The sequence below is a fragment of the Paenibacillus pasadenensis DSM 19293 genome (assembly GCF_000422485.1).
GTDB lineage: Bacteria > Bacillota > Bacilli > Paenibacillales > Paenibacillaceae > Paenibacillus_O > Paenibacillus_O pasadenensis.
In genome coordinates this window covers 168,669-187,905 of record NZ_KE383851.1, presented here as the reverse complement: position 1 = coordinate 187,905, position 19,237 = coordinate 168,669, and the positions used below count along the sequence as shown (strand labels likewise).

The window sequence follows — 19,237 nt, the reverse complement described above, 5'->3', positions numbered from 1 at the left end:
GCTGATGACGATGCACGCTCGCACACTACCAGCTTGAATCCATTCCGTGTCTTTCTTTCAAAAAAAGCCTTGCCAAGGTCGCTTTCATCGACCTCGGCAAGGCTTTAGCTGTCTAACGCTTCTAAAGGAAGCTCGCTTTAACCGCCTCCACCGATCAAGAATGGACGATGTTCTGGTTAGGATCCTGCTTGCCCGATCAAGGCAGGAGCAGCTTCCAAACCGCGTGGAGAAACGGCCGCCGCTTCGGCGCGGGTCAGCGCGCCGGCCGGATTCAGACGGCCGGCCTCGTCGCCGCGGACAAGTCCGGCCGCGACGAGCTTCTCCGCGTCCGCGCGGGCATAGTCCGCGACCTGGCCGGCGTCCTTGAAGCCGGCCAGTCCGCTGCCGCTGCCGCTGTCGAGCGGCCATCCAGCCGCCTGCAGCGCGCGCACGGTCAGCGCCATCATTTCCTGGCGGCTGAGCGGCGCTTGCGGCCGGAACGTGCCGCCGCCTTGGCCGCCGGCGATGCCGAGCTCCTTGGCGGCGCGCAGCTCGGCGGCGTACGGCGCGTTCGCCGGAACGTCGGCGAACGGAGCTTGCGTGCCGGCTGCCGCTCCGCCCTTGAGCTCGAGCAGGCGCAGCAGCAGCGATACATAATCCGCGCGGCGGATCGGCGCCGACGGCGAGTAAGCGCCGGCTCCGGTGCCCTGGATCAGTCCGCGCGCGGCGAGCGTCTCGACCGCTTCCTTCGCCCATGCGGCGGAGGATAGATCGGAGAAGGACGCCGGCACAACCGTCATCGCATACAGGCCGGACGCGGAGAGCGGGAAGCGGATCTCCGCCGCGGCGGCGTCATACGCCGAGCGGATGACCGGCACGAGCGCGCCCGTGCCGCTGCGGAACCGGATCGACGCCGCAGGGGCGGATGCGATCGCCGGTCCGTCCTTCGGCACGGCCAGCGTCGCGGAGGCTCCCGTCGCGGAGCTCGGTGCGAGCTCCTTTCCATCCGCTTCGAGGCTCCACTGCAGCGCCGGCAGGCCCGAGGAGCTGACGCTCCACGGCAATCCGGACGCGGATGCCTTGGCGAGCCGCAGCGTCACGACGCGGTCAGGCGCCAGCCCGGCGCCCTGCAGCAGCTGTCCCGGCAGCGAGACGGCCGCGAAGCCGGCGTCCAGCTGCAGCGTCAGCGCAGCTTGTCCGGCCAGCCAGCCGGCCGGCAGACGGACTTCGAAGGCGTCGGCCTTGGACAGCGCGGCGAGATCGACGGCGATCTGGCGGCTGCCCGCCTCGCCGACGGCGGCCGCTTCAAGCAGGCGCCGCAGGTACGCTTCCGTCAGCTCGACGGTCGCGCCTGCCGTGCCGCTCGTGACGACTGGCCCCGGCGTCGGCGATGGAGAAGGCGTGCTCGCAGCCGGAGGCTGCTGGCCACCAGGCGTCGATGTCGGCGTCGGCGTGGACGTCGGCGTGGACGTCGGCTGCGGCGACTCCGACTCGCCAGGCTCGCCCGGCTGGACGGCCTCGGCCAGCTGCAGCATGCCGAGTCCGCTCGTATCCTGGTAGGACTGGCCGGAGCCGTCCGCCCAGTTTTTGACGGAGTAGCGGACGCCGCTGCCCGTCTCGTCGTTGTTCACCTGCAGGTCGAAGCCGATGTACATGCCTGCTGCCGGCTGGATCGCATCCAGCGCGATCTTCGCCTCGACCGCATACCCGCCGTCGACGATGCGGACCGCCGAAGCGTAGTTGTCTTGGCTGGCATGGCCGCCCGTCGTGCGCACGTTCTTGAAGTTGATGCGGTACTGGCCGTCATCTCCCTCATAGACCGGCGTCTTGCCGTTGTTCTGGTCGACGAAGATCTCGATCGAGTCCTGCTCCCAGGCGTTGGCGCTCGCATCGCTCAGCAGCGGGTCCTTCACGACCGCGTATACATACAGATTGTCCTCGTCCCACAGCGTGCGGAAAGCTGCCGTCGCCCCTTTGTCGGCCGGACCTTCGACCGCCACCTGGGTCAGCAGCTCGTCGGCCTGCTGCCAGATGCCGTCCGCCTCGCCGTCGATGACCGGCGTTCCGTAGCGGGCTTTCGCTTCCTTTGATGCCGCGGCCAGCGTCAGCTCGCCGTAGCCGAGATCGTCGCGCTCCTGCGCGCTGCGGGGATCGCTCCAGGAGACGATCGCGCCGTTGCTGCCCTGCTCGGAGCCGTCGTTCACTCCGGTATCCGTCACCCGCAGGTCGAACTTCAGCTTCGCGCCGATCTGAAGCGGATCGGGCAGCTCGAACGAAGCCAGAACCGCGTAGCCTCCCGCTTTTTCCGCTGCGCCCTCAGCGCCGCGAGCGACCGTACGGACCAGCGTCCGATCGCCGTCCTTCAGGAACAGCTCGACCTGATCGCCGGCGCCGACGGAGGCGTCGCGCACGTCCGCAAGGACATGCAGCCTGCCGCCGTCCCACAGCGTCTTGAACGAGGCTTGCAGCGTTCCGATCTCTTCCGTCTTCAGAGCCGGCACCTTCTGCCAGGCCTGATCTCCGCCGCCTCCGCTTCCCAGCGCTCCTTGGCGGGAAACGGCGCTTTTGCCTACGACCGGCAAGCGGCTCGGATCGACCATGCCCCAGAAGGCGGGCTTCGCCTTGTAATTCTTGTCGAAGGCGAACGGCGCGTCCTGACGGCCCGTGCCGCTCGGACGGTCATGCAGCCACGTATGGTCGTCGGCGATGCCCCAGAACGTCACGTTGCTGATGTATCCGCCAGGAACGCCATTGCGCTCGCCCTCGTCATCCACTTTCTTGAGGGCGTCGAACAGCTCCTTGTACCGGTAGCCCTGCTTGTCGAGCAGCGCCTGAGGCACCGTCTGGTAGGAGTCCGTGTTGTTCGTATAGACGGATACGTCCAGCTCGGTCAGCTGGTTGTCGAAGCCGGCCGCACCGAACTTGCGGATCGACTCCGTGATCTCGGCGACCGACGGACCGGCGATGTTGATGTGCGTCTGATGCCCGACACCGTCGATCGGCACTCCTTCGGCGCGCAGCTTGACGACGAGATCATAGAGGAAATCGCGCTTCTTCGCATTCTGCGTGCCGTAGTCGTTGATGTAGAGCTTGGCGTCCGGCGCATGCTCGCGCGCCGTCTCGAACGCCGTGCGGATGAAGTCGAGGCCGGTGATGCGGTACCACTGGGAATCCCGCATGCCGTCCGGACGTCCCTCGTCGATCACCTCGTTGACGACGTCCCAGTCGGTCGCGACATCCTTGTAGCGCTCGACGGCGGCAGCGATGTAGTTGCGCAGCCGGTCCAGCACGAGCTCTTTGTTTTCCGGCGTCGGAGCCAGGAACTGGCCGCTCTCGTCCTGCAGCATCCAGTCCGAGCCCTGGCTGTGCCAGAGCAGCGTGTGGAAGCGCAGGTTCATGTCGCGTCCCGCCTGCTTCTCCGCGCGCACGTAGTTCGCCAGCACGTCGGCCCCCGACCAGTCGAACTGGTCGAAGCCCTGGCTGAGGTACGCGGGCTTCATCGCGTTTTCCGCGACGAGCGAGTTGTAATGAAGATCCAGCAGCTCCTTGTGCACGCCTACAAGCTGAGTGTTCGTCACCGCCGCGCCGATGCGGAAGTACGGAGCGTACGCCTCCTTCAGGCTCGGCAGATCCTTCTCGATCGAGCTCGGCGCCGGAGGCGCGATCGACACGTCGTCCACATAAAACGCATCGTCCACGCTCGACGTCTCGACGTAAAGCTTGAGCGTCTCCAGCTCGCCGGAATAGCTGAACGTTCCCTTCAGCTGCACCCAGTCCGTGCCGGACACGCTCGCCGAGGCGAGCGTCGTATACTTCGCGTCGCTGCCGGGCGCCTTGTTCTCCATCGACAGCCGCACCGTGCTCGGCTGCGCCGGAGCCGCAGCCAGCTTGACATACGCCGTCACCGCATACGGCACGGACGGCTGAAGCTGTCCGAGCAGATCGCGGTTCGGCCCGTTCCAGCTCTCGGTGCGGCCGGAAGCCTTGATGCTGTACGTTCCGGTGCGGGCCGCCTCGGAGCTGACCGCGACCGTTTCGCTGCCGCGCGGCCCCCAGCCCATCGACGTGCCGTCCTCGAAGCCGAACTCGATCGCCGCCTCGCCGGGCTCCGAAGGCTCCTGCGGGCCGGCCGTCAGATCGACGATCTCGACTTCATCGACATACAGGTCGGCGGACGATGCGGCCGTCTCTACGTAGAGCGTCATGAGCGTCGAGCCCGGCGGACGGGTGTACGAGTCGACGGACAGCGTCGTCCACTCCGCATCGCTCACCGGCTTGTTGCCGACGATCCACGTATAGTTGTTGCTCTGGCCCGTCGTCCGCATCGTGACATGGGCTTGGTCGCTTCCTTGGGCAAGGCGCGTCTTCAGGGAGATCTTGTACGCATGCCCTTCCTGCAGCTGCGAGTTCAGCTCGAGGCTCGGACTGCAGGTTTGCGAGCCGCGATTCGCCAGCTTGAGCGAAGCTTGTCCGCTCGCCGCCTGCTCGTTCGAGACGGACAGCGCGCCTGCTCCGGAGCCGCAGTTGAACACGCTCCAGCCCGCCGTCGTGCCGCCCTCGAAGCCATAGACGGCCCCTGTCGCCGTGCTTGCGCTCGCCGCGAGCGCCTTAGCCTCCGGCTCCGCGGAAGCGCGGGCCGCTTGCGGACCGAGCATCCCGCCTTGCGGAGCGAGCAGCAGCGCCGCCAGCGCCAGCGTCAGCGCCCGGCGGCCGGATTTTTTCCAACTGGAAAACATGATGGACAACCCCTCCTTCATGATGGTCGAGGAACATTTGAACCGCTTACAATTTCCCTCCGCTTCTATGTAAGCCCTTACATTATAACGAGCCGATTCGCGCAAGTTTACCCTGCAAACTATAGCATTTGCTTCGAAATCCATAGAACTTGACGGGGAAGGCATGAAAAAATACGCCGAACCGAGCGGTTCAGGCGTCGATGGATGGGGCCTGCTTCAAGCCGCGCGTCCGCCGCAGCAGCGCGAGTCCCGCCCAGCCGGCCGCGAGCAGTAGGCCGAGGACTAGAGCGGTCGCCCAGCCGGCGCTCAGCCAGCCGGCCGCGAGGAAGCGCAGCCAGACGTACAGCCCGCCGAGCGCGAGCAGCAGCGTCGGCACCGTCAGCACGATGCCGGCCTTCATATAATAGCCCCAGGAGATGCGGACTCCTTTGCCCGCCAGCACATGCAGCCAGAGCAGCGTCGCGAGCGAGCCGATCGGAGTCATCTTCGGGCCGAGGTTGCAGCCGATGACGTTGGCGTAGACCATCGCCTCGCGGATCGGTCCGGAGACGCCGGATTGCTGGATCGCCAGCGCGTCGATCATGACGGTCGGCATGTTGTTCATGACCGAGGACAGCAGCGCCGCAGCGATGCCCGTCGCCAGCGTGGCGGCGAGCAGCCCGTGCTCCGCCGCCGCGGCAAGCATCTCTCCGAGCTCTCCGGTCAGTCCGGCGCCGCGCAGCCCGTACACGACGACATACATTCCGATCGAAAAGACGACGACCGACCACGGCGCGCCGCGAACGACCTTGGCGATCGAGACGGCCGGACTGCGGCGGGCCGCGCCGAGCAGCAGCAGCGCCGCCGCCCCGGTCACGAGCGACACCGGCAGCTTCAGCAGGTCGCTCGCGAAGTAGGCGGCAAGCAGCGCGCCCATCACGATCCACGACAGGCGGAACAGCCGCGGGTCCCGGATCGCGTCCGCAGGCGCGCGCACCTCCTCCGCCCGGTAGCGGCCGCGCACGTCCCGGCGGTAGAACGCCCCCAGCACGAGCAGGCTCGCGCCGATGGAGACGAGCGTCGGCACGATCATGCGCGAGGCGTACTCGCCGAACGACAGGCCGAAAAAGTCGGCCGACACGATGTTCACGAGGTTGCTGATGACGAGCGGCAGCGAAGCCGTGTCGGCGATGAAGCCGCTCGCCATGACGAACGCCAGCACGAAGCGCCCGCCGCCGCCGAGCGCCCGCACCATCGCCAGCACGATCGGCGTCATGATGAGCGCCGCCCCGTCGTTGGCGAACATGCCCGAGACGGCCGCCCCGAGCAGGATGACGGCAACGAACAGCAGCGGCCGGCTGCCGCCCGCCAGCCTCGCCATATGCAGCGCGCACCACTCGAAAAACCCGATCTCGTCGAGCACGAGCGAGATCAGGATGATGCCGACGAACGCGAGCGTCGCGTTCCAGACGATGCCCGTCACCGCCGCGACATCGTGCAGCGTGACGACGCCGAGCGCGAGCGCCAGCAGCGCGCCGACCGAGGCGGACCAGCCGATGCCGAGCCCGCGCGGCTGCCAGATGACCAGAATCAAGGTAAGGATGAATATCGCTGCCGCAGCCATATGAAATTGCTCTCCCCCGCCATTCTATTTCTCTTAAACGCACGGACTCTATTATACAAAAAATGTGCATGACCGAGTGGCAGCTTTTGCAAAGCCCGAGTTGCGAGCTGTAACCCGATGAAATCGGGTTGCAGCTGGTTCAGAGCTCGGTTTGCGAGCTGTAACCCGATATATTCGGGTTGCGGCTGTTTCAAAGCCCGGTTTGCGAACTGTAACCCGATAAAATCGGGTTATAGCTGTTTCAAAGCCCGGTTTGCAAGCTGCAACCCGATAAAATCGGGTTGCAGCTGCTCCAAAGCCCGGTTTGAGGGCTGTAGCCCGAAAAGTTCGGGTTGCATAAAGAGGCCGGTCCTTCCCGAGAGAACGGACCGGCCTCGCGTTCCAGCCTCTGCAATCGTTCGGCGGAATCAGGCCAGGTTCCCGCTCAGCAGCGGCTGTAGCCGCAGCTGCCGCAGGTGCTGCAGCCTTCCAAGCGGAGCAGAGCCGCGCTGCCGCAGGAGGGGCATAGATCCGCCGCGACGGCCCGTTCTTCGGCATGCGCTCGGGAACCGGCATGTGTATCAGAGCTGGCATGCGCCCGGGAACCGACATGCGTATCAGAGCCGGCATGCGCCCGGGAACCGGCATCCGCACCGGAGTCGGCAGGCGCCCGGAAACCGGCATGCATCTCGGAACCGAGCGGCGCGTCCTTTGCGCGGCTGCCGCGCTCTCCGGCTCCAGCGTCCGGCGCGGCTGCCTCGCCGCCGCTGGCGGCATGCTGCTCCAGCGCCTTGGCGACCGCATCGGCGATCGACTCGACGCGGCTCGCGCCGAAGCCGGTCGCCCCGGAGCCGCCGATTCCCTTCAGATGCTTGATGAGCAGGCCGACCTTCCGTCCGTGCTCGCCGTACCGGAGGAACAGCGAGCAGACGCGTCCGAGCGCTTCCGCCATCGCGAACACATCCGATCCCGCCTTGCCGACGTTGAGGAAAATCTCTCCCGGCGTTCCGTCGAGATCATTGATCGTGATGTACGCCATGCCGAGCGGCGTGTTCATCCGATATGTCGAGCCGCGCAGCACCGCCGGACGCCGCTTGTACTCGTGGTCAACGATGCGCCCGGATGGGACCGAGGTCGATGGGGCCGAGGTCGACGGGACCGATGTTGACGGGACCAACGCGGACGAGACAGGCGAGGACAGTACCGGTGGTTCGGCCGCGTCGCCGCGTGCCGCGCCCTGTCCGGCGTCCGCCTCGGCGGCTCCGCTGCCTGCAAATCCGCGTGCCGCGCCCTGTCCGGCGTCCGCCCCGGCGGCTGCGCTGCCTGCAAATCCGCGTGCCGCGCCCTGTCCGGCGTCCGCCCCAGCGGCTGCGCTGCCTGCAAATCCGCTTGCCGCGCCCTCCCCGGCGTCCGCCCCTGATACGGCGCCCTCGCCCGCCGCCCCTGCGCCTCCCCCTGCCTGCCCGGCGTCCGCCCCGGCCGCAGCTCCGTCTCCCTCAGCACCGCCGCCCTCAGCAGCGCGTGCCGCGCCTTGCCCTTCCTCGCCCTTTTTGCCCTCGGCCGCGCTCAGCACCTGCGTATCCCGGCTGCCGTCGCGGTAGATCGTCACGCCCTTGCAGCCGAGCTCGTACGCCAGCTCGTAGAGACGACGCGTGTCCTCGACGGTGAAGTCCGCCGGGCAGTTGGCCGTCTTGGAGATCGAGCTGTCCACCCAGCGCTGGATCGCCGCCTGCACGCGGATATGGTCCTCGGCGGACAGGTCCATCGCCGTGACGAACGGCTCCGGCAGCTCCTCGCCCGGATGGGCCTCCTTCCATTGCCGCGCGATCGGCACGAGCTGCCGGTCGAGACCGAGCCGGCTCTGGCGAACATACTCAAAGGCGAAATAGGGCTCGATGCCGGTCGACGTGCCGACCATCGTGCCGGTGCTGCCCGTCGGCGCCTGCGTCAGCACGGTGACGTTGCGCATGCCGCTGCGGCGGACAGCCTCCGCGACCTCAGGAAACCGCTCGGCCAGGCTCCGCATGAAGCCGCTTTTCAAATAGGGCTCCGCCTCGAACGCCGGGAACGGCCCCTTCTCCGCCGCCAACTCCGCCGAGGCGAGATAAGCCTCGCGCGCGATGAAGCTGTACAGCCGGTCGAGGAACGCGAGCGACTCCGGACTGCCGTAGCGGATGCCGAGCCGGATCAGTAGCTCCGCCAGTCCCATCGTGCCGAGGCCGATGCGGCGCTCCCGCTGCTGGTTGCGCTCGTTCGCCGCGAAATGGTAAGGCGTCGTGTCGATGACATTGTCCAGGAACCGCACCGACCCGCGCACGACCCGGGCCAGCTCCTCCCAGTCGACGTCCTGGCGGCTCTCGTCGTGGAATCGGGACAGGTTGATCGCCGACAGATTGCAGACGCCCCAAGGCGGCAGCGCCTGCTCGCCGCATGGATTGGTCGCGATGAGCGGATTGAAATACCAGCTGTTCGACATCTCATTGTAGCGCTCCATGAAGACGACGCCCGGCTCCGCCGACTTCCAGGCCGACTCCACGATCGCCGCCCACGCCTCGCGCGCCTTGACCGTCCGCCAAGCCGTCACCGCGCCTCCGAGCTCGCGCCATGCGGCCAGATCGCCGGTCCAATGCTCGTCATAGAGCGGATGCTTCGTGTCAGGGAAGGCCAGCTCCCAGTCGTCATCCTCCCGGACCGCCTGCATGAAGCGGTCGCTCACGCAGACCGACAGATTGGCGTTGGTCAGCTCGCCCCTCGTCTGCTTGACCGCGATGAAGTCGAGCAGGTCGGGATGCCAGTCGTTCAGCATGAGCATGAGCGCGCCGCGCCGGCTGCCTCCCTGCTCGATCAGTCCCGTCGTGTAGCTGAACAGCCCGCCCCAGCTGACCGAGCCGCTGGAGCTGCCGTTCACGCCCGCGACCGGCGCGCGCCGCGGACGCAGCGACGACAGGTTGATGCCGACGCCTCCGCCGCGCGACATGATCTCCGTCATCTCGCCGAGCGTCTGCATGATGCCGCCCCTGCTGTCGCGGGGAGACGGCAGCACATAGCAGTTGAACAGCGTCAGTTCCTCGCTCGTGCCCGCTCCGGCCGCGATGCGCCCGCCCGGCACGAGCTTCCAGTCGTCCAGCAGCGAGCGGAAGCGCTCCTTCCACAGCCGCCGGCTCTCCTCGTCCGGCTCGGCCGCCGCCATCGCGCGGGCGAGCCGGTCCCACATCTGCCCGGGCTCGCGCTCCTCCGCGAGCGTCAGACGGTCCGCCTCGGTCTCGACCAGCTCGCCGGAGCGCGTCCGCACCGTCGCCCGCGAGCCGGAGCGCGCGACGACCTCGCCGACCTCTTTAGCCGGGAAGGCCGGATCGTCCTTCGTCAGCACGAGCACAGTGTCGCCGGGCTTCGCCTCGCGCGGATCGGCCTTCTTCCAGGCATAGCGGTCCAAAAAGATTTTTTCGCTCAAGCCTTCCAAACGGGTCGCCGTCATCGCATGCACTCTCCTCGCTTCGCTGGTCTATCTCCCATATCTAGTGTCTACTCCATTATATCCTACGACATCTAGATCAACATGTGATAAATGTCCGATTCCGCCTCCCCTTATTGAACTCCCGGACGCTGGGCATACTGAATGGCATATGACAACGAGAGGGGCCGATAGAGATGACGCGAACCGTCAAAGAAGGCGGATCGGGACGGCTTCATCCGCTCGTCGACCTGAGGATGGACCGATCCTGGTTCGAGGAGCTGCAAGCCCGCGTGGACCGCAACGGCCCGTGGGACGATTGGACGCTGTACCAGCTGGCGATGGAGGCCGAGCAGTCCCGGCGCATCGAAAGCTTCGACGAGCTGCAATGCCTGCGCTTCCTGAACGGCCTCGAGCCGATGAAGCATCAGACCGAGACGGCCGTCAAGGTGCTGCACGACATGGGCGGACGGGCGATCCTGGCTGACGAGGTCGGCCTCGGCAAGACGATCGAAGCCGGGCTCGTGCTCAAGGAATACATGGTGCGGGGGCTCGTGCGCCGGGCGCTCATCCTCGTGCCGGCCTCGCTCGTGCTGCAATGGGTGCGGGAGCTGAATACGAAGTTCGGCATCACCGCCGTCGCCCAGAAGCGCGCGCATACGTGGAACTACGATGTCGTCGTCGCCTCGATCGACACCGCCAAGCGCGAGCCGCATCGCGACCTGCTGCTCGGCACCGACTACGACATGCTCATCATCGACGAGGCGCATAAGCTCAAGAACAAAAAGACGACCAACTACCAGTTCATCACCCAGCTGCGCAAAAAATATTGCCTGCTGCTCACCGCGACGCCGGTGCAGAACGATCTCGACGAGCTGTACAACCTCATCACGCTGCTCAAGCCGGGCCAGCTCGGCGGGCAGGGCGAGTTCGCCTCCAACTTCGTCGTCGGCAAGCGGATGCCGAAAAACGAGGATCAGCTGCAGGAGGCGCTCTCCTCGGTCATGATCCGCAACCGCCGCGGCGACGGCGACGTGCAGTTCACGAAGCGGATCGTGCGCAACGTGCCGCTGCGCCTGTCCAAGGAAGAGATGGACTTGTACGAGGCCGTCACCGCGTTTGTCAAGGAGCGCTACGAGGAAAGCGGCGGCAGCCTGACGAGCATGCTCTCGCTCGTGACGCTGCAGCGCGAGGTGTGCTCGAGCCGCGACTCCGTGTTCCTGACGCTCGTCAACCTGTTCAAGAAGACGGAGGAGGATTCGCCTGTCCGCGGCAAGATCTGGGAGCTGATCGAGGTCATCAAGCGGATCAAGGCCAATACGAAGGCGGAAAAAGCGATGGAGCTCGTGCGCGAGAGCGACGGCAAGGTCATCATCTTCACCGAATACCGCGCGACGCAGGAATACCTGCTGCAGTTTTTCCGAGGCTCGGACATTACCGCCGTGCCGTACCGGGGAGGCATGGGACGGGGCAAGAAGGACTGGATGATGGACCTGTTCCGCGGCCGCGCCCAGGTCATGATCGCGACCGAAGCCGGCGGCGAGGGCATCAACCTGCAGTTTTGCAGCCGCATCATCAACTTCGACCTGCCGTGGAATCCGATGCGCGTCGAGCAGCGGATCGGCCGCGTGCACCGGCTCGGCCAGACCGAGGACGTGCAGGTATACAACCTGTGCACGCTCGGCACGATCGAGGAGCATATCGTGAACCTGCTGCATGAAAAGATCGACATGTTCGAATCGGTCATCGGCGAGCTCGACCATATCCTCGAGCGGTTCGAGCAGGAGGAGTCGATGGAGCAGCGGCTCGCGCGCGTCATGCTGGAGGCGCCGGACGAGGAGGCGCTCGCCGAGGGCATCGACCATCTCGGCCGCTCGCTGCGCAGCCTCGCCGAGCAGCCGGCCGCCTCGCCGAAGGTCCGGCTCTCCGGCGCAGACGGCCGCAAGCTCTCCCGCGCCGAGCGCAAGCAGGCGCTGAACCGTCTGCTCGACGGCATATCCCAGCCCGTGGAGGTCGATGCGCCATGAACGACAAGCAAGTGCAGCGCTTCGTCGCCCGCTACGCCGAGGCGACCGGCTCCCGCATCGTCGAGAAGTCGCCGATGCATCTGACCGTCAAGCTCTCCCCCGCCGCCGACCGCGAGCTGACGAACCGCCCGTACTATTGGAGCTACGTCGACCGGGCGGGCGTCGAGCCCGAGACGATGACGTACCTGTTCGTCACCGACAGCAAGCGCTACGACGAGCAGCAGCTGCGCCAGGCCAAGGCCGAGGCGGAAGCCGCCGCCGAGCCCGGCTCGCTCGATCAGGCGGCGCAAAGCGCCCTCGCCCGCTCGATCGGCTTCGTGCACGGCTCGATCCAGGGCCGCACGCCGCGCGAGGACCTGTACTTCGGCTCGCGCAAGCTCGACCAGCTGTTCGCCGCCGCCCGCAGCGGCGGCAGCTATGTCTGCCTGTTCCAGGAGCCGGAGCGCCGCTCGCTCCATCCGTTCGAGTCGGTCGCCTACACGGCCTGGCTCGGCGTCAACCTGCGCGTCGAGTTCGCCTGCGACATGAAGCGCGAGGAGATCCACTCCTACGGCATCTCGCTGGCGACGGGCAACATCCAGGAAAACTTCCACGAGCGCTTGTCCGGCCTCAAGCTGACGCCGAAGCTGCCCGCCAACGTGCATGCCGCCCGCAACGGGCTCACGCATGCGCGGGCGATGTCGCTGATCGAGGGCCATCTGGAGCGGAAGCTGCGCGCCGCCGACTTCAGCTGGGCGGAAGGCGCGAGCCGCAGGCTCCAGGAGGAGCTGGACATCCTCGCCCACTACTACGACCGGCTGCTGGAGTCGGCCGAGGAGGAGCAGCGGGACGCGATCGCCGCCCAATTCGAGACGAGGCGCCAGGAAATCCGCTGGCAGTACGAGCCGCGGGTGACGGTATCCGCCATCAACGGCGGCCTGTTCCATCTCGAGGGGATCGAATGAGCGCCTTTTCGCCAGCATGTCCGTCCATCCGCCACAAATAGCCCCGGCGCAGGCGCGGCGGAGCTGACAGCAAGCAACAGCCTTCGCCCGCGATCCGCGGTAGACTGAAGCAGAATCGAATCGACAGGAGGCAATCGTAATGGCCCAATCCTCGCTGCGCGCCGCCGCGGCCGCCTTGCTCGCCTTGATGCTGGGCGCCCTGCCGGCCGCCGCTGCCGCCGCCGCGCCGCCGCTCTCTCTCGCCGTGTCCAAGGCGCCGTCCCGCTACGCGAGCTCGGACAAGGCTCCCGCCGAGGATGCCTTCCGCTCCCGCTTGCAGGCGCAAGCCGCGAGCTGGCGGGACGAGCTGGCGCGCCTGCCCGAATTCGCCGCTTGGAAATCGGCCGAGCTGCGCCTGGAGCCGCTCGGTCCCGGCACGCATGCCTGGCTTGCCGACGTATTCGCAGCGGACAGCGGCGAGCAAGCCGGGTACATGATTCTGAACGCCAAGGAAGACGGTAGCGTCGAGCTGGGCGAATACGGCGTCGGCGAAAGCCCGCTGTTCCGCGAATCGGCGCTTCGTCAGGGGCTGAAGAAGGAAGGAAAAAGCCTCGCGGACTTCACGGCGCGCAAGCGATATGCATCGCCTTTCGCCGCCGTCTGGAGGCTTCAGGACGGACAAGGCCGCGTCCGCTACGCCGATGCGGCGAGCGGCGAGCTGCTGCCGATCTCGGACGCCGATTGGAGCCGCTGGGCGAGCGACGCGGCGCGTTCGGCCTCCGGGCAAGCAGCCGCGCTCCATGCCGCGACAAGCCAAAAACCGGCTTCAGCAACGAAGCCGGTCCATTTGGCAAGCCATCGCCTGTTCGCCGGCGACGATCCGCTGCAGCGTCTCTCCTGGCTGCTGCAGCGGCCGCTGTCCGCGCCGACCGAGGCGCAGCTGCTGCAGCGGCTGCAAGCCGGAACCGCGCTCGATTACGCCGCAGAAGCGTACGGCGGCAAAGCGCTGTTCATCGGACAAGCCGCCGGGTTCCACCGCTGGAGCGGCGCGCCGGCGTTCGGCGCGTTCCGCATGGCGGGCTCGGCCGGCATCCGCTACTTGCCGCTGGTCGACGCTGCGGCGGCAGGCTCTTTTTATCCCGTCGGCGATGTTGCGACCGCTTAGCGCTTCAGCCCGCGCAGCCACATGCTGATGCCCATGCCCGACATGCCGAACCAGCGCGTCAGCCACGGCTCGCGGCTGCTCTTGCGCTCCCGCCGCTTCTGGCGGCGCACTTGGCTGGGCGTATCGACATAGCGGACGAACCGCTCCGTCATATCCTTGATCCATTCTTCCGAATCCATGCCTCATCCCTCCGTCGCTTCGTTCATGGAGATAGTATTTCCGCCGCCGGCTGCTCCTAAACGCGAATAGAGCCCGGCTTCGAGTGGAAAAGTATCCGTAAGCTTTCCATGAATGGAGGATCGAGGATGAAGCAGAAGAAGCTTCCCCGCTGCCGGGCGGCCGCGCTGACCGTCGCCCTGGCGCTGCTTGCGCCCATGTCCGCCTATGCCGCTCCGACGCTGGATCTCGCGCCGCCTCTTGAAGAAGCCGGCGGTCCCAGCTACAAAGGCGCGCTTCCGTATGCCGAGGTGCTGATCGACGCCGGCCACGGCGGCATCGACGGCGGCACCTTTTACGAGAAGGTGCTGGAAAAGGACACCAACCTGGCGGTCGCCAAAAAGCTACTCGTGCGGCTGCAGCAGCTCGGCGTCAGCGCCGTGCTGAACCGGGTCGACGACTACGCGCTCAGCGACGACAACCGCTGGCTGGGCAGCCGGTCGCGGCATCAGAAGGACCTGTCCCAGCGGACCGGCCTGACCGAAGAAATCCATACCGGCATGCTGGTCAGCCTGCATGTGAACTGGTCCAAGCGCGGCGCGGCCCGCGGTCCGGTCGTGCTGCATCAGAAAAACCGCGGCGAAAGCGTACTGCTCGCCCTCTGCGTGCAGGACGCGCTCAACCGCCAGCAGCTTACGGCGGAGCTGCCGCGCGCGGGCAGCCCGTTTTATCTGCTCAACACGGTCAAGCAGCCGGCCGTCATCGTCGAGATGGGCTTCATCAGCAACGGGGACGATCGGGCGATGCTGACCTCGATGGAGGGCCAGCAGAAAATCGCCGAAGCGATCGCCTCAGGCGTGCGGCAGTACAAGCTTCTCTTCCGCTGAGGCCGGCAGCAGCTCCGTCAACCGCACGAATCGGCTCTGCGGCATCGATGCGGCGGCGGAGCGCACGGCGGCGGAGGTGATGAGCCCCGGCACGCCGACGTGTCCGATCGTGATGCAGTCGTTTTTCTCGCGGGCGAGCTTCCGCAGCTTGACGATCTGACCGGAAACATGGCTCGCGGTATAGACGTCATCAAGGAAGATGTCGTTGCTCAGCACCGGCACGCCCAGCTCGGCGCCGACACGCGGGATGACGGTCTTGAACGTCGTCCGGCTATCCAGGAAAAACAATCCCTTCTCCTTGCAGACCGCGAGCACGACGCGCATGATGCGCTCGTCCGCGGTTATTTTGCTGCCCATATGGTTGTTCATGCCGACGGCATGGGGCACCTCGGCAATCGCCTTCTCCACCGCCTGCCTCACCTCGGCATCGCTCATCGAGGCGCGGATCGCGCCGGGTCCGAGCCACTCCGGCTTGCCCTGGTTCGGCTCCATCGGCATATGCACGATGACGTCCAGGCCGAGCTTATGCGCCTGCTCGGCATCCTGGCGCGAAGTCGGCATGAACGGCATGACGGCGGCCGTCACCGGCACCGGCAGCTTGAACATCTCCTCGGTTCCCTTCATCTTGTTGCCGAAGTCGTCGATGACGACGGCGACGCGGCTTTGCGCCGCGGCTTGCTGTCCGCCCCGCTGCTGCTGCGCTTGCGGCGCGGACGCTCCGGCCCAGGAAGGCAGCAGCAGCAGCGCGGCGAGCGCGATCACGGAGCTTTTTCGGAATGTGGTCATGGCAAGAATCCCCTTTCTATTCGGGCTTTCCTGTTCATTTTGCATCCGAATGGAGACGCTTATGCCGGCGAGCGTAAAGGCAAATTGAGGCTCTTGCTTGCGCAGCACGCAAAAATGGCTTCCCGTTGCCGAAGCAGCGGGAAGCCATAGTCGAACGAATGCTTATCTCATCGGGGCAAAGCCGCTGACCTCGGACAAGATCTCCTCGGTCCGCTGGAGCACATCGTCGGTCAGGACGAGATCGAGCGCCTTGATGTTTTCTTCCAGCTGCGAAGGACGGCTGGAGCCGTTGATGGCCGAGCTTACGTTCGGCTGGCGCAATACCCACGCCAAGGAGAATTGGGACAGGCTCGCTCCCAGCTCCGACGCCAGAGCTTCCAGCTTGGCCGTGCAAGCGAGCACGTCTTCACGCAGGTAGCTGTTGATGACGCCGTTCGTCTGGTTGTTGGCCGCGCGGCTGTTTTGCGGAATGCCTTGGCCCGGTTTATATTTGCCGGTCAGGACGCCTTGAGCGAGCGGCGAGAAGACCACTTGGCCCAAGCCTGCCTCCTCGCATTGCTGGATGACGCCTTCTTTTTCGATATAGCGCTCGAAGAGGTTGTAGATCGGCTGGTTGGAAATCAAAGGACGCAGATTGAGCTGCTTTCCGATCGCAGCGGCGCTCTTGATTTGCTCGGCGGACCACTCGCTGACGCCCGCGTACAAAATTTTGCCTTGAGCCGTCAGATCGTCCAGCGCCCGCAGCGTCTCTTCGATCGGAGTTGTGTCATCGAAGCGATGGCACTGGTACAGATCGATGTAATCGGTGTTCAGCCGCTTCAAGCTCGCCTCGCATTGCTCCATGATATGCTTGCGGGACAGGCCGCGCTCGTTGGGGCCTCGGCCCTGCGGGAAGAACACCTTCGTCGCGAGCACATAGGTGCTGCGGCGATAGGCTTTCAAAGCCCGGCCCAGCACTTCCTCCGCGCCCTCATAGGAATTGGACGTATCGAAAAAGTTGATGCCTAGCTCGTAGGCTTTATCAATGCACGCCTTGGCGGTTTCCTCGGCCGTAACCGATCCGTATGTCAGCCAGCTTCCAAGACCGATCTCGCTTACCTTGAGGCCGCTTTTGCCGATTGCTCTGTATTTCATTGCCTTCACTCCTCCTAGTTGGGTTGTTCTTTACGAGCATAAAGGCTAAAGTTAACTTCAGGTCAAGCGTTTGATTGACCCACCTTGCCAAAGGAGAAGATCTGCATGGACTATACGATCAAGCAAGTCTCGGAACGCCTCGGCCTGCCCGTCTCTACTCTTCGCTACTATGACAAAGAAGGCTTGATGCCGCTGCTGAAAAGGACGGATTACGGAACTCGCCAATATTCCGAGACGGACATCTGCTGGCTGGAGCTCGTCTGCTGCCTCAAAAACAACGGCATGCCTTTGAATGAGATCAAGGACTTCATGGGCTTGTGCCTGGAGGGGGCGTCGACCTGCGAGCAAAGGAAAATCATGCTGGAGAAGCACAAAGAGCATGTCCTGCAGCAGATCGATTCCTTGACCCGCAGTCTTGACATGATCAACTATAAATTGGATCATTATGATGAAATCGGCATCTTCCACATCGATGCCCCGGTCCATTCCTAACTTTCTTTCAGGAGGTTCTCCATGCCGAAGCCGATTTGTTATGCCGAAGTCTCCCTGCATCCTCTCGCATGGGAGCAATTGAAAGCGCATTACGAAATCACGAGCGACGACAGCCGCTTGCCGGAGGCGTCCGCCGCGCTGGTGTATTCGGTGCCCGATCATTGGGCGTTCAGCGAATCGACGAGCAGGCTCAAGGCTGTCGCTTGCCACTCCTGCAGCAGCTCGGCCGCCGCTTGGATGAAGGAGCAAGGAATTGCTCTGACGCTGGCACACAGCTTGTGGCGCACCGTAGCGGAGCATACGCTGGCCTTGATGATGGCCGCGGCACGAAATATCGTGCCGGCGGACCGGGCCGTGCGCAACGGCGAATGGAGCGGTCAAGACTTGAAAATCCCTTACTCGGGATGGGATTTCCAGCAAAAAACCATCGGGATTTGGGGCATGGGCAAGATCGGCATCGAATTGGCCGGATTGATATCCGGCTTCGGCATGAACAGGCTGTACAACGATTGCCGCCGCCTCCCGGCGGAGCAGGAGCAAAGGCTGGGCATCGCTTATGCCTCCGTCGAGGACATGCTCGCGCAGGCGGATTATTTCTGCATCCTCCTGCCGCTGAACGAGCAGACTCGTGGCGCATTAGGGAAAGAGCAATTTGCGCGCATGAAAAAAGGCTGCATCCTGATCAATACCGCAAGAGCCGGCATCATCGAGGAGCAGGCTTTTCAAGAAGCGCTGGAAAACGGCACGATCGGCGCCGCCGGTCTCGATGTCTTTTGGCGGGAAAACGATGTGCAGCCCGCCTATCTGGCGGAAAGAACCAATGTCGTGCTGACCCCTCATCTAGGAGGATCCACCTATGAATGCGACATGGTTCTGGTGAATGCCGTGCTAGAGCGGAAGTAGCGGGTCGGAGACGATGAAGCGCGACCGCTCGTCCGCGTCAATCGCCGCCTTGACCGAGGCCAGGATGTCCTCGCCTGTCAGGATCGAGTCTCCGCCCTCGAGGCGCTTCAGAAAATCTGCCGTGATGGACGGCGGAGAATCCAGCCGCGCTTGGACGAAGGGCTCTGTATGCGTCGCCGTCAGCAGCAGCGGCTCCGCCTGCGCGCCAATCGCCAGCGGATCTCCCGCCAGCCGGCATTCGGCCGAGCCGCGCGTGCCCGCGACGAATATCCTTCCGTCCCCCCACGTCCAGCTCTGCCTGGGCGTATGCCAATCGGCATACAATTGAGCGACCAGGCCATTGTCCATGAGGACCTGCAAGGAGGCCGCGTCATAAAAATCCGGATGCTCCGGAAGGATGCGCTTGACCGCAACCCCTTCCGCATGGCGGATCTCGCTGCCCGTCAGCCAGCGGAGCAGATCAAAATCGTGGATGAGAAGATCCACGATGATGCCGCCGCTCTGCGTTTTGGAAAAAAACCACGGGGGGCGGCTCTCCGGGCTCAACCGATGCGGCTTGCGGATTCCGATCGACACCAATTGCCCTAGATCCCCTCGATCGATGAGCTGCTTCAGGGCATGGATGGCCGGCTGGAATCGTTCCGTGAGCAGCATGCCGACTTGAATGACTCCCCGGTCCATGACCGCCTTCAAGCGTCGATACCCTTCTCGATCCGTCACCGCAGGCTTGTCGACCATGACAGGCTTGCCGTGACGCTCGCATGTCTCGATCACTTCGATTTTTTCGTTGTGGATCGCCGAAGTGCCGATCAGCTTCACCTCCTCCGCCAGCAGCCTGTCGCATTCGCTCAGCAGAGGCACTTGATGCTGGGCGGCCAGCTGCGATGCGAGCGCGGTATGGCGGGGGTCATAGATGCCGGCGCAGACATGGCCCAGTGCCAGCATTTCCTCAAGAAAAACTCCGATATGCGCATGCTCGCAGCCGAGAATGCCGAACGTCATCGTTTTCATGTCGA

At 64.9% G+C, this 19,237-nt stretch carries 13 protein-coding genes; 6 read left to right on the top strand and 7 right to left on the bottom strand.

Translation table 11 applies throughout. The features are described from left to right. Positions 1 to 176: 176 nt before the first annotated feature. The 3 genes from H582_RS28310 to H582_RS0117755 all read right to left on the bottom strand — a co-directional run bounded on the left by H582_RS28310 (position 177) and on the right by H582_RS0117755 (position 9,772). Entirely contained in the window at positions 177 to 4,715 is a 4,539-nt protein-coding gene (locus tag H582_RS28310) for an endo-1,4-beta-xylanase (protein WP_052333396.1), read from the bottom strand. 190 nt (positions 4,716 to 4,905) lie between these two features. Then, entirely contained in the window at positions 4,906 to 6,318 is a 1,413-nt protein-coding gene (locus H582_RS28305; protein WP_052333395.1) for an arsenic transporter, read from the bottom strand. A gap of 424 nt (positions 6,319 to 6,742) precedes the next feature. Beyond that, on the bottom strand, positions 6,743 to 9,772 hold the full coding sequence (locus H582_RS0117755; RefSeq protein WP_043111532.1) for an adenosylcobalamin-dependent ribonucleoside-diphosphate reductase: 3,030 nt from the start codon (positions 9,770 to 9,772) through the stop codon (positions 6,743 to 6,745). A 173-nt stretch (positions 9,773 to 9,945) separates the two neighbouring features. Here H582_RS0117755 and H582_RS28300 point away from each other — a divergent pair, with 173 nt between their 5' ends. The 3 genes from H582_RS28300 to H582_RS30290 all read left to right on the top strand — a co-directional run bounded on the left by H582_RS28300 (position 9,946) and on the right by H582_RS30290 (position 13,863). Next, complete coding sequence (locus tag H582_RS28300) at positions 9,946 to 11,775, top strand: DEAD/DEAH box helicase (RefSeq protein ID WP_084137405.1); 1,830 nt, start codon at positions 9,946 to 9,948, stop codon at positions 11,773 to 11,775. Continuing rightward, a complete protein-coding gene (locus tag H582_RS0117745; RefSeq protein WP_028599592.1) occupies positions 11,772 to 12,719 on the top strand; it encodes a YqhG family protein in 948 nt (315 codons plus the stop codon). The genes H582_RS28300 and H582_RS0117745 overlap by 4 nt, the downstream gene beginning before the upstream one ends. 139 nt (positions 12,720 to 12,858) lie before the next feature. After that, positions 12,859 to 13,863 (top strand): hypothetical protein, encoded by a 1,005-nt coding sequence (locus H582_RS30290; RefSeq protein ID WP_028599591.1) that lies wholly within the window; start codon positions 12,859 to 12,861, stop codon positions 13,861 to 13,863. Here H582_RS30290 and H582_RS0117735 read toward each other — a convergent pair. Then, entirely contained in the window at positions 13,860 to 14,042 is a 183-nt protein-coding gene (locus tag H582_RS0117735) for a YqzE family protein (RefSeq protein ID WP_028599590.1), read from the bottom strand. The two genes, H582_RS30290 and H582_RS0117735, sit on opposite strands and share 4 nt — an antisense overlap. Positions 14,043 to 14,168: 126 nt before the next feature. Between H582_RS0117735 and H582_RS0117730 the strand changes: the two genes are divergently transcribed. Then, the gene (locus H582_RS0117730; RefSeq protein WP_028599589.1) at positions 14,169 to 14,906 is read left to right on the top strand and encodes an N-acetylmuramoyl-L-alanine amidase family protein; all 738 of its coding nucleotides are present in this window, start codon (positions 14,169 to 14,171) and stop codon (positions 14,904 to 14,906) included. Here H582_RS0117730 and H582_RS0117725 read toward each other — a convergent pair. Both H582_RS0117725 and H582_RS0117720 read right to left on the bottom strand, forming a co-directional pair. Next, the gene (locus H582_RS0117725) at positions 14,871 to 15,692 is read right to left on the bottom strand and encodes a divergent polysaccharide deacetylase family protein (protein WP_043111531.1); all 822 of its coding nucleotides are present in this window, start codon (positions 15,690 to 15,692) and stop codon (positions 14,871 to 14,873) included. The genes H582_RS0117730 and H582_RS0117725 overlap by 36 nt on opposite strands. A 162-nt stretch (positions 15,693 to 15,854) precedes the next feature. Then, entirely contained in the window at positions 15,855 to 16,826 is a 972-nt protein-coding gene (locus tag H582_RS0117720; RefSeq protein ID WP_028599587.1) for an aldo/keto reductase family protein, read from the bottom strand. 105 nt (positions 16,827 to 16,931) lie between these two features. On the opposite strand from H582_RS0117720, the gene H582_RS0117715 reads away from it, so the two are divergent. Further along, positions 16,932 to 17,318, top strand: a complete 387-nt coding sequence (locus tag H582_RS0117715; protein ID WP_028599586.1) for a MerR family transcriptional regulator — start codon at positions 16,932 to 16,934, stop codon at positions 17,316 to 17,318. Positions 17,319 to 17,339: 21 nt separating this feature from the next. Continuing rightward, positions 17,340 to 18,221, top strand: a complete 882-nt coding sequence (locus H582_RS28290) for a 2-hydroxyacid dehydrogenase (RefSeq protein WP_052333394.1) — start codon at positions 17,340 to 17,342, stop codon at positions 18,219 to 18,221. On the opposite strand, the gene H582_RS0117705 is transcribed toward H582_RS28290, so the two are convergent. After that, on the bottom strand, positions 18,207 to 19,232 hold the full coding sequence (locus H582_RS0117705; RefSeq protein WP_240479038.1) for a Gfo/Idh/MocA family protein: 1,026 nt from the start codon (positions 19,230 to 19,232) through the stop codon (positions 18,207 to 18,209). The genes H582_RS28290 and H582_RS0117705 overlap by 15 nt on opposite strands. Positions 19,233 to 19,237: the final 5 nt, after the last annotated feature.

Coding starts and splice junctions, on each gene's coding strand:
- H582_RS28310 (WP_052333396.1), bottom strand. CDS start 4,715: ATGTTTTCCAGTTGGAAAAAATCCGGCCGCCGGGCGCTGACGCTGGCG.
- H582_RS28305 (WP_052333395.1), bottom strand. CDS start 6,318: ATGGCTGCGGCAGCGATATTCATCCTTACCTTGATTCTGGTCATCTGG.
- H582_RS0117755 (WP_043111532.1), bottom strand. CDS start 9,772: ATGACGGCGACCCGTTTGGAAGGCTTGAGCGAAAAAATCTTTTTGGAC.
- H582_RS28300 (WP_084137405.1), top strand. CDS start 9,946: ATGACGCGAACCGTCAAAGAAGGCGGATCGGGACGGCTTCATCCGCTC.
- H582_RS0117745 (WP_028599592.1), top strand. CDS start 11,772: ATGAACGACAAGCAAGTGCAGCGCTTCGTCGCCCGCTACGCCGAGGCG.
- H582_RS30290 (WP_028599591.1), top strand. CDS start 12,859: ATGGCCCAATCCTCGCTGCGCGCCGCCGCGGCCGCCTTGCTCGCCTTG.
- H582_RS0117735 (WP_028599590.1), bottom strand. CDS start 14,042: ATGGATTCGGAAGAATGGATCAAGGATATGACGGAGCGGTTCGTCCGC.
- H582_RS0117730 (WP_028599589.1), top strand. CDS start 14,169: ATGAAGCAGAAGAAGCTTCCCCGCTGCCGGGCGGCCGCGCTGACCGTC.
- H582_RS0117725 (WP_043111531.1), bottom strand. CDS start 15,692: ATGACCACATTCCGAAAAAGCTCCGTGATCGCGCTCGCCGCGCTGCTG.
- H582_RS0117720 (WP_028599587.1), bottom strand. CDS start 16,826: ATGAAATACAGAGCAATCGGCAAAAGCGGCCTCAAGGTAAGCGAGATC.
- H582_RS0117715 (WP_028599586.1), top strand. CDS start 16,932: ATGGACTATACGATCAAGCAAGTCTCGGAACGCCTCGGCCTGCCCGTC.
- H582_RS28290 (WP_052333394.1), top strand. CDS start 17,340: ATGCCGAAGCCGATTTGTTATGCCGAAGTCTCCCTGCATCCTCTCGCA.
- H582_RS0117705 (WP_240479038.1), bottom strand. CDS start 19,232: ATGAAAACGATGACGTTCGGCATTCTCGGCTGCGAGCATGCGCATATC.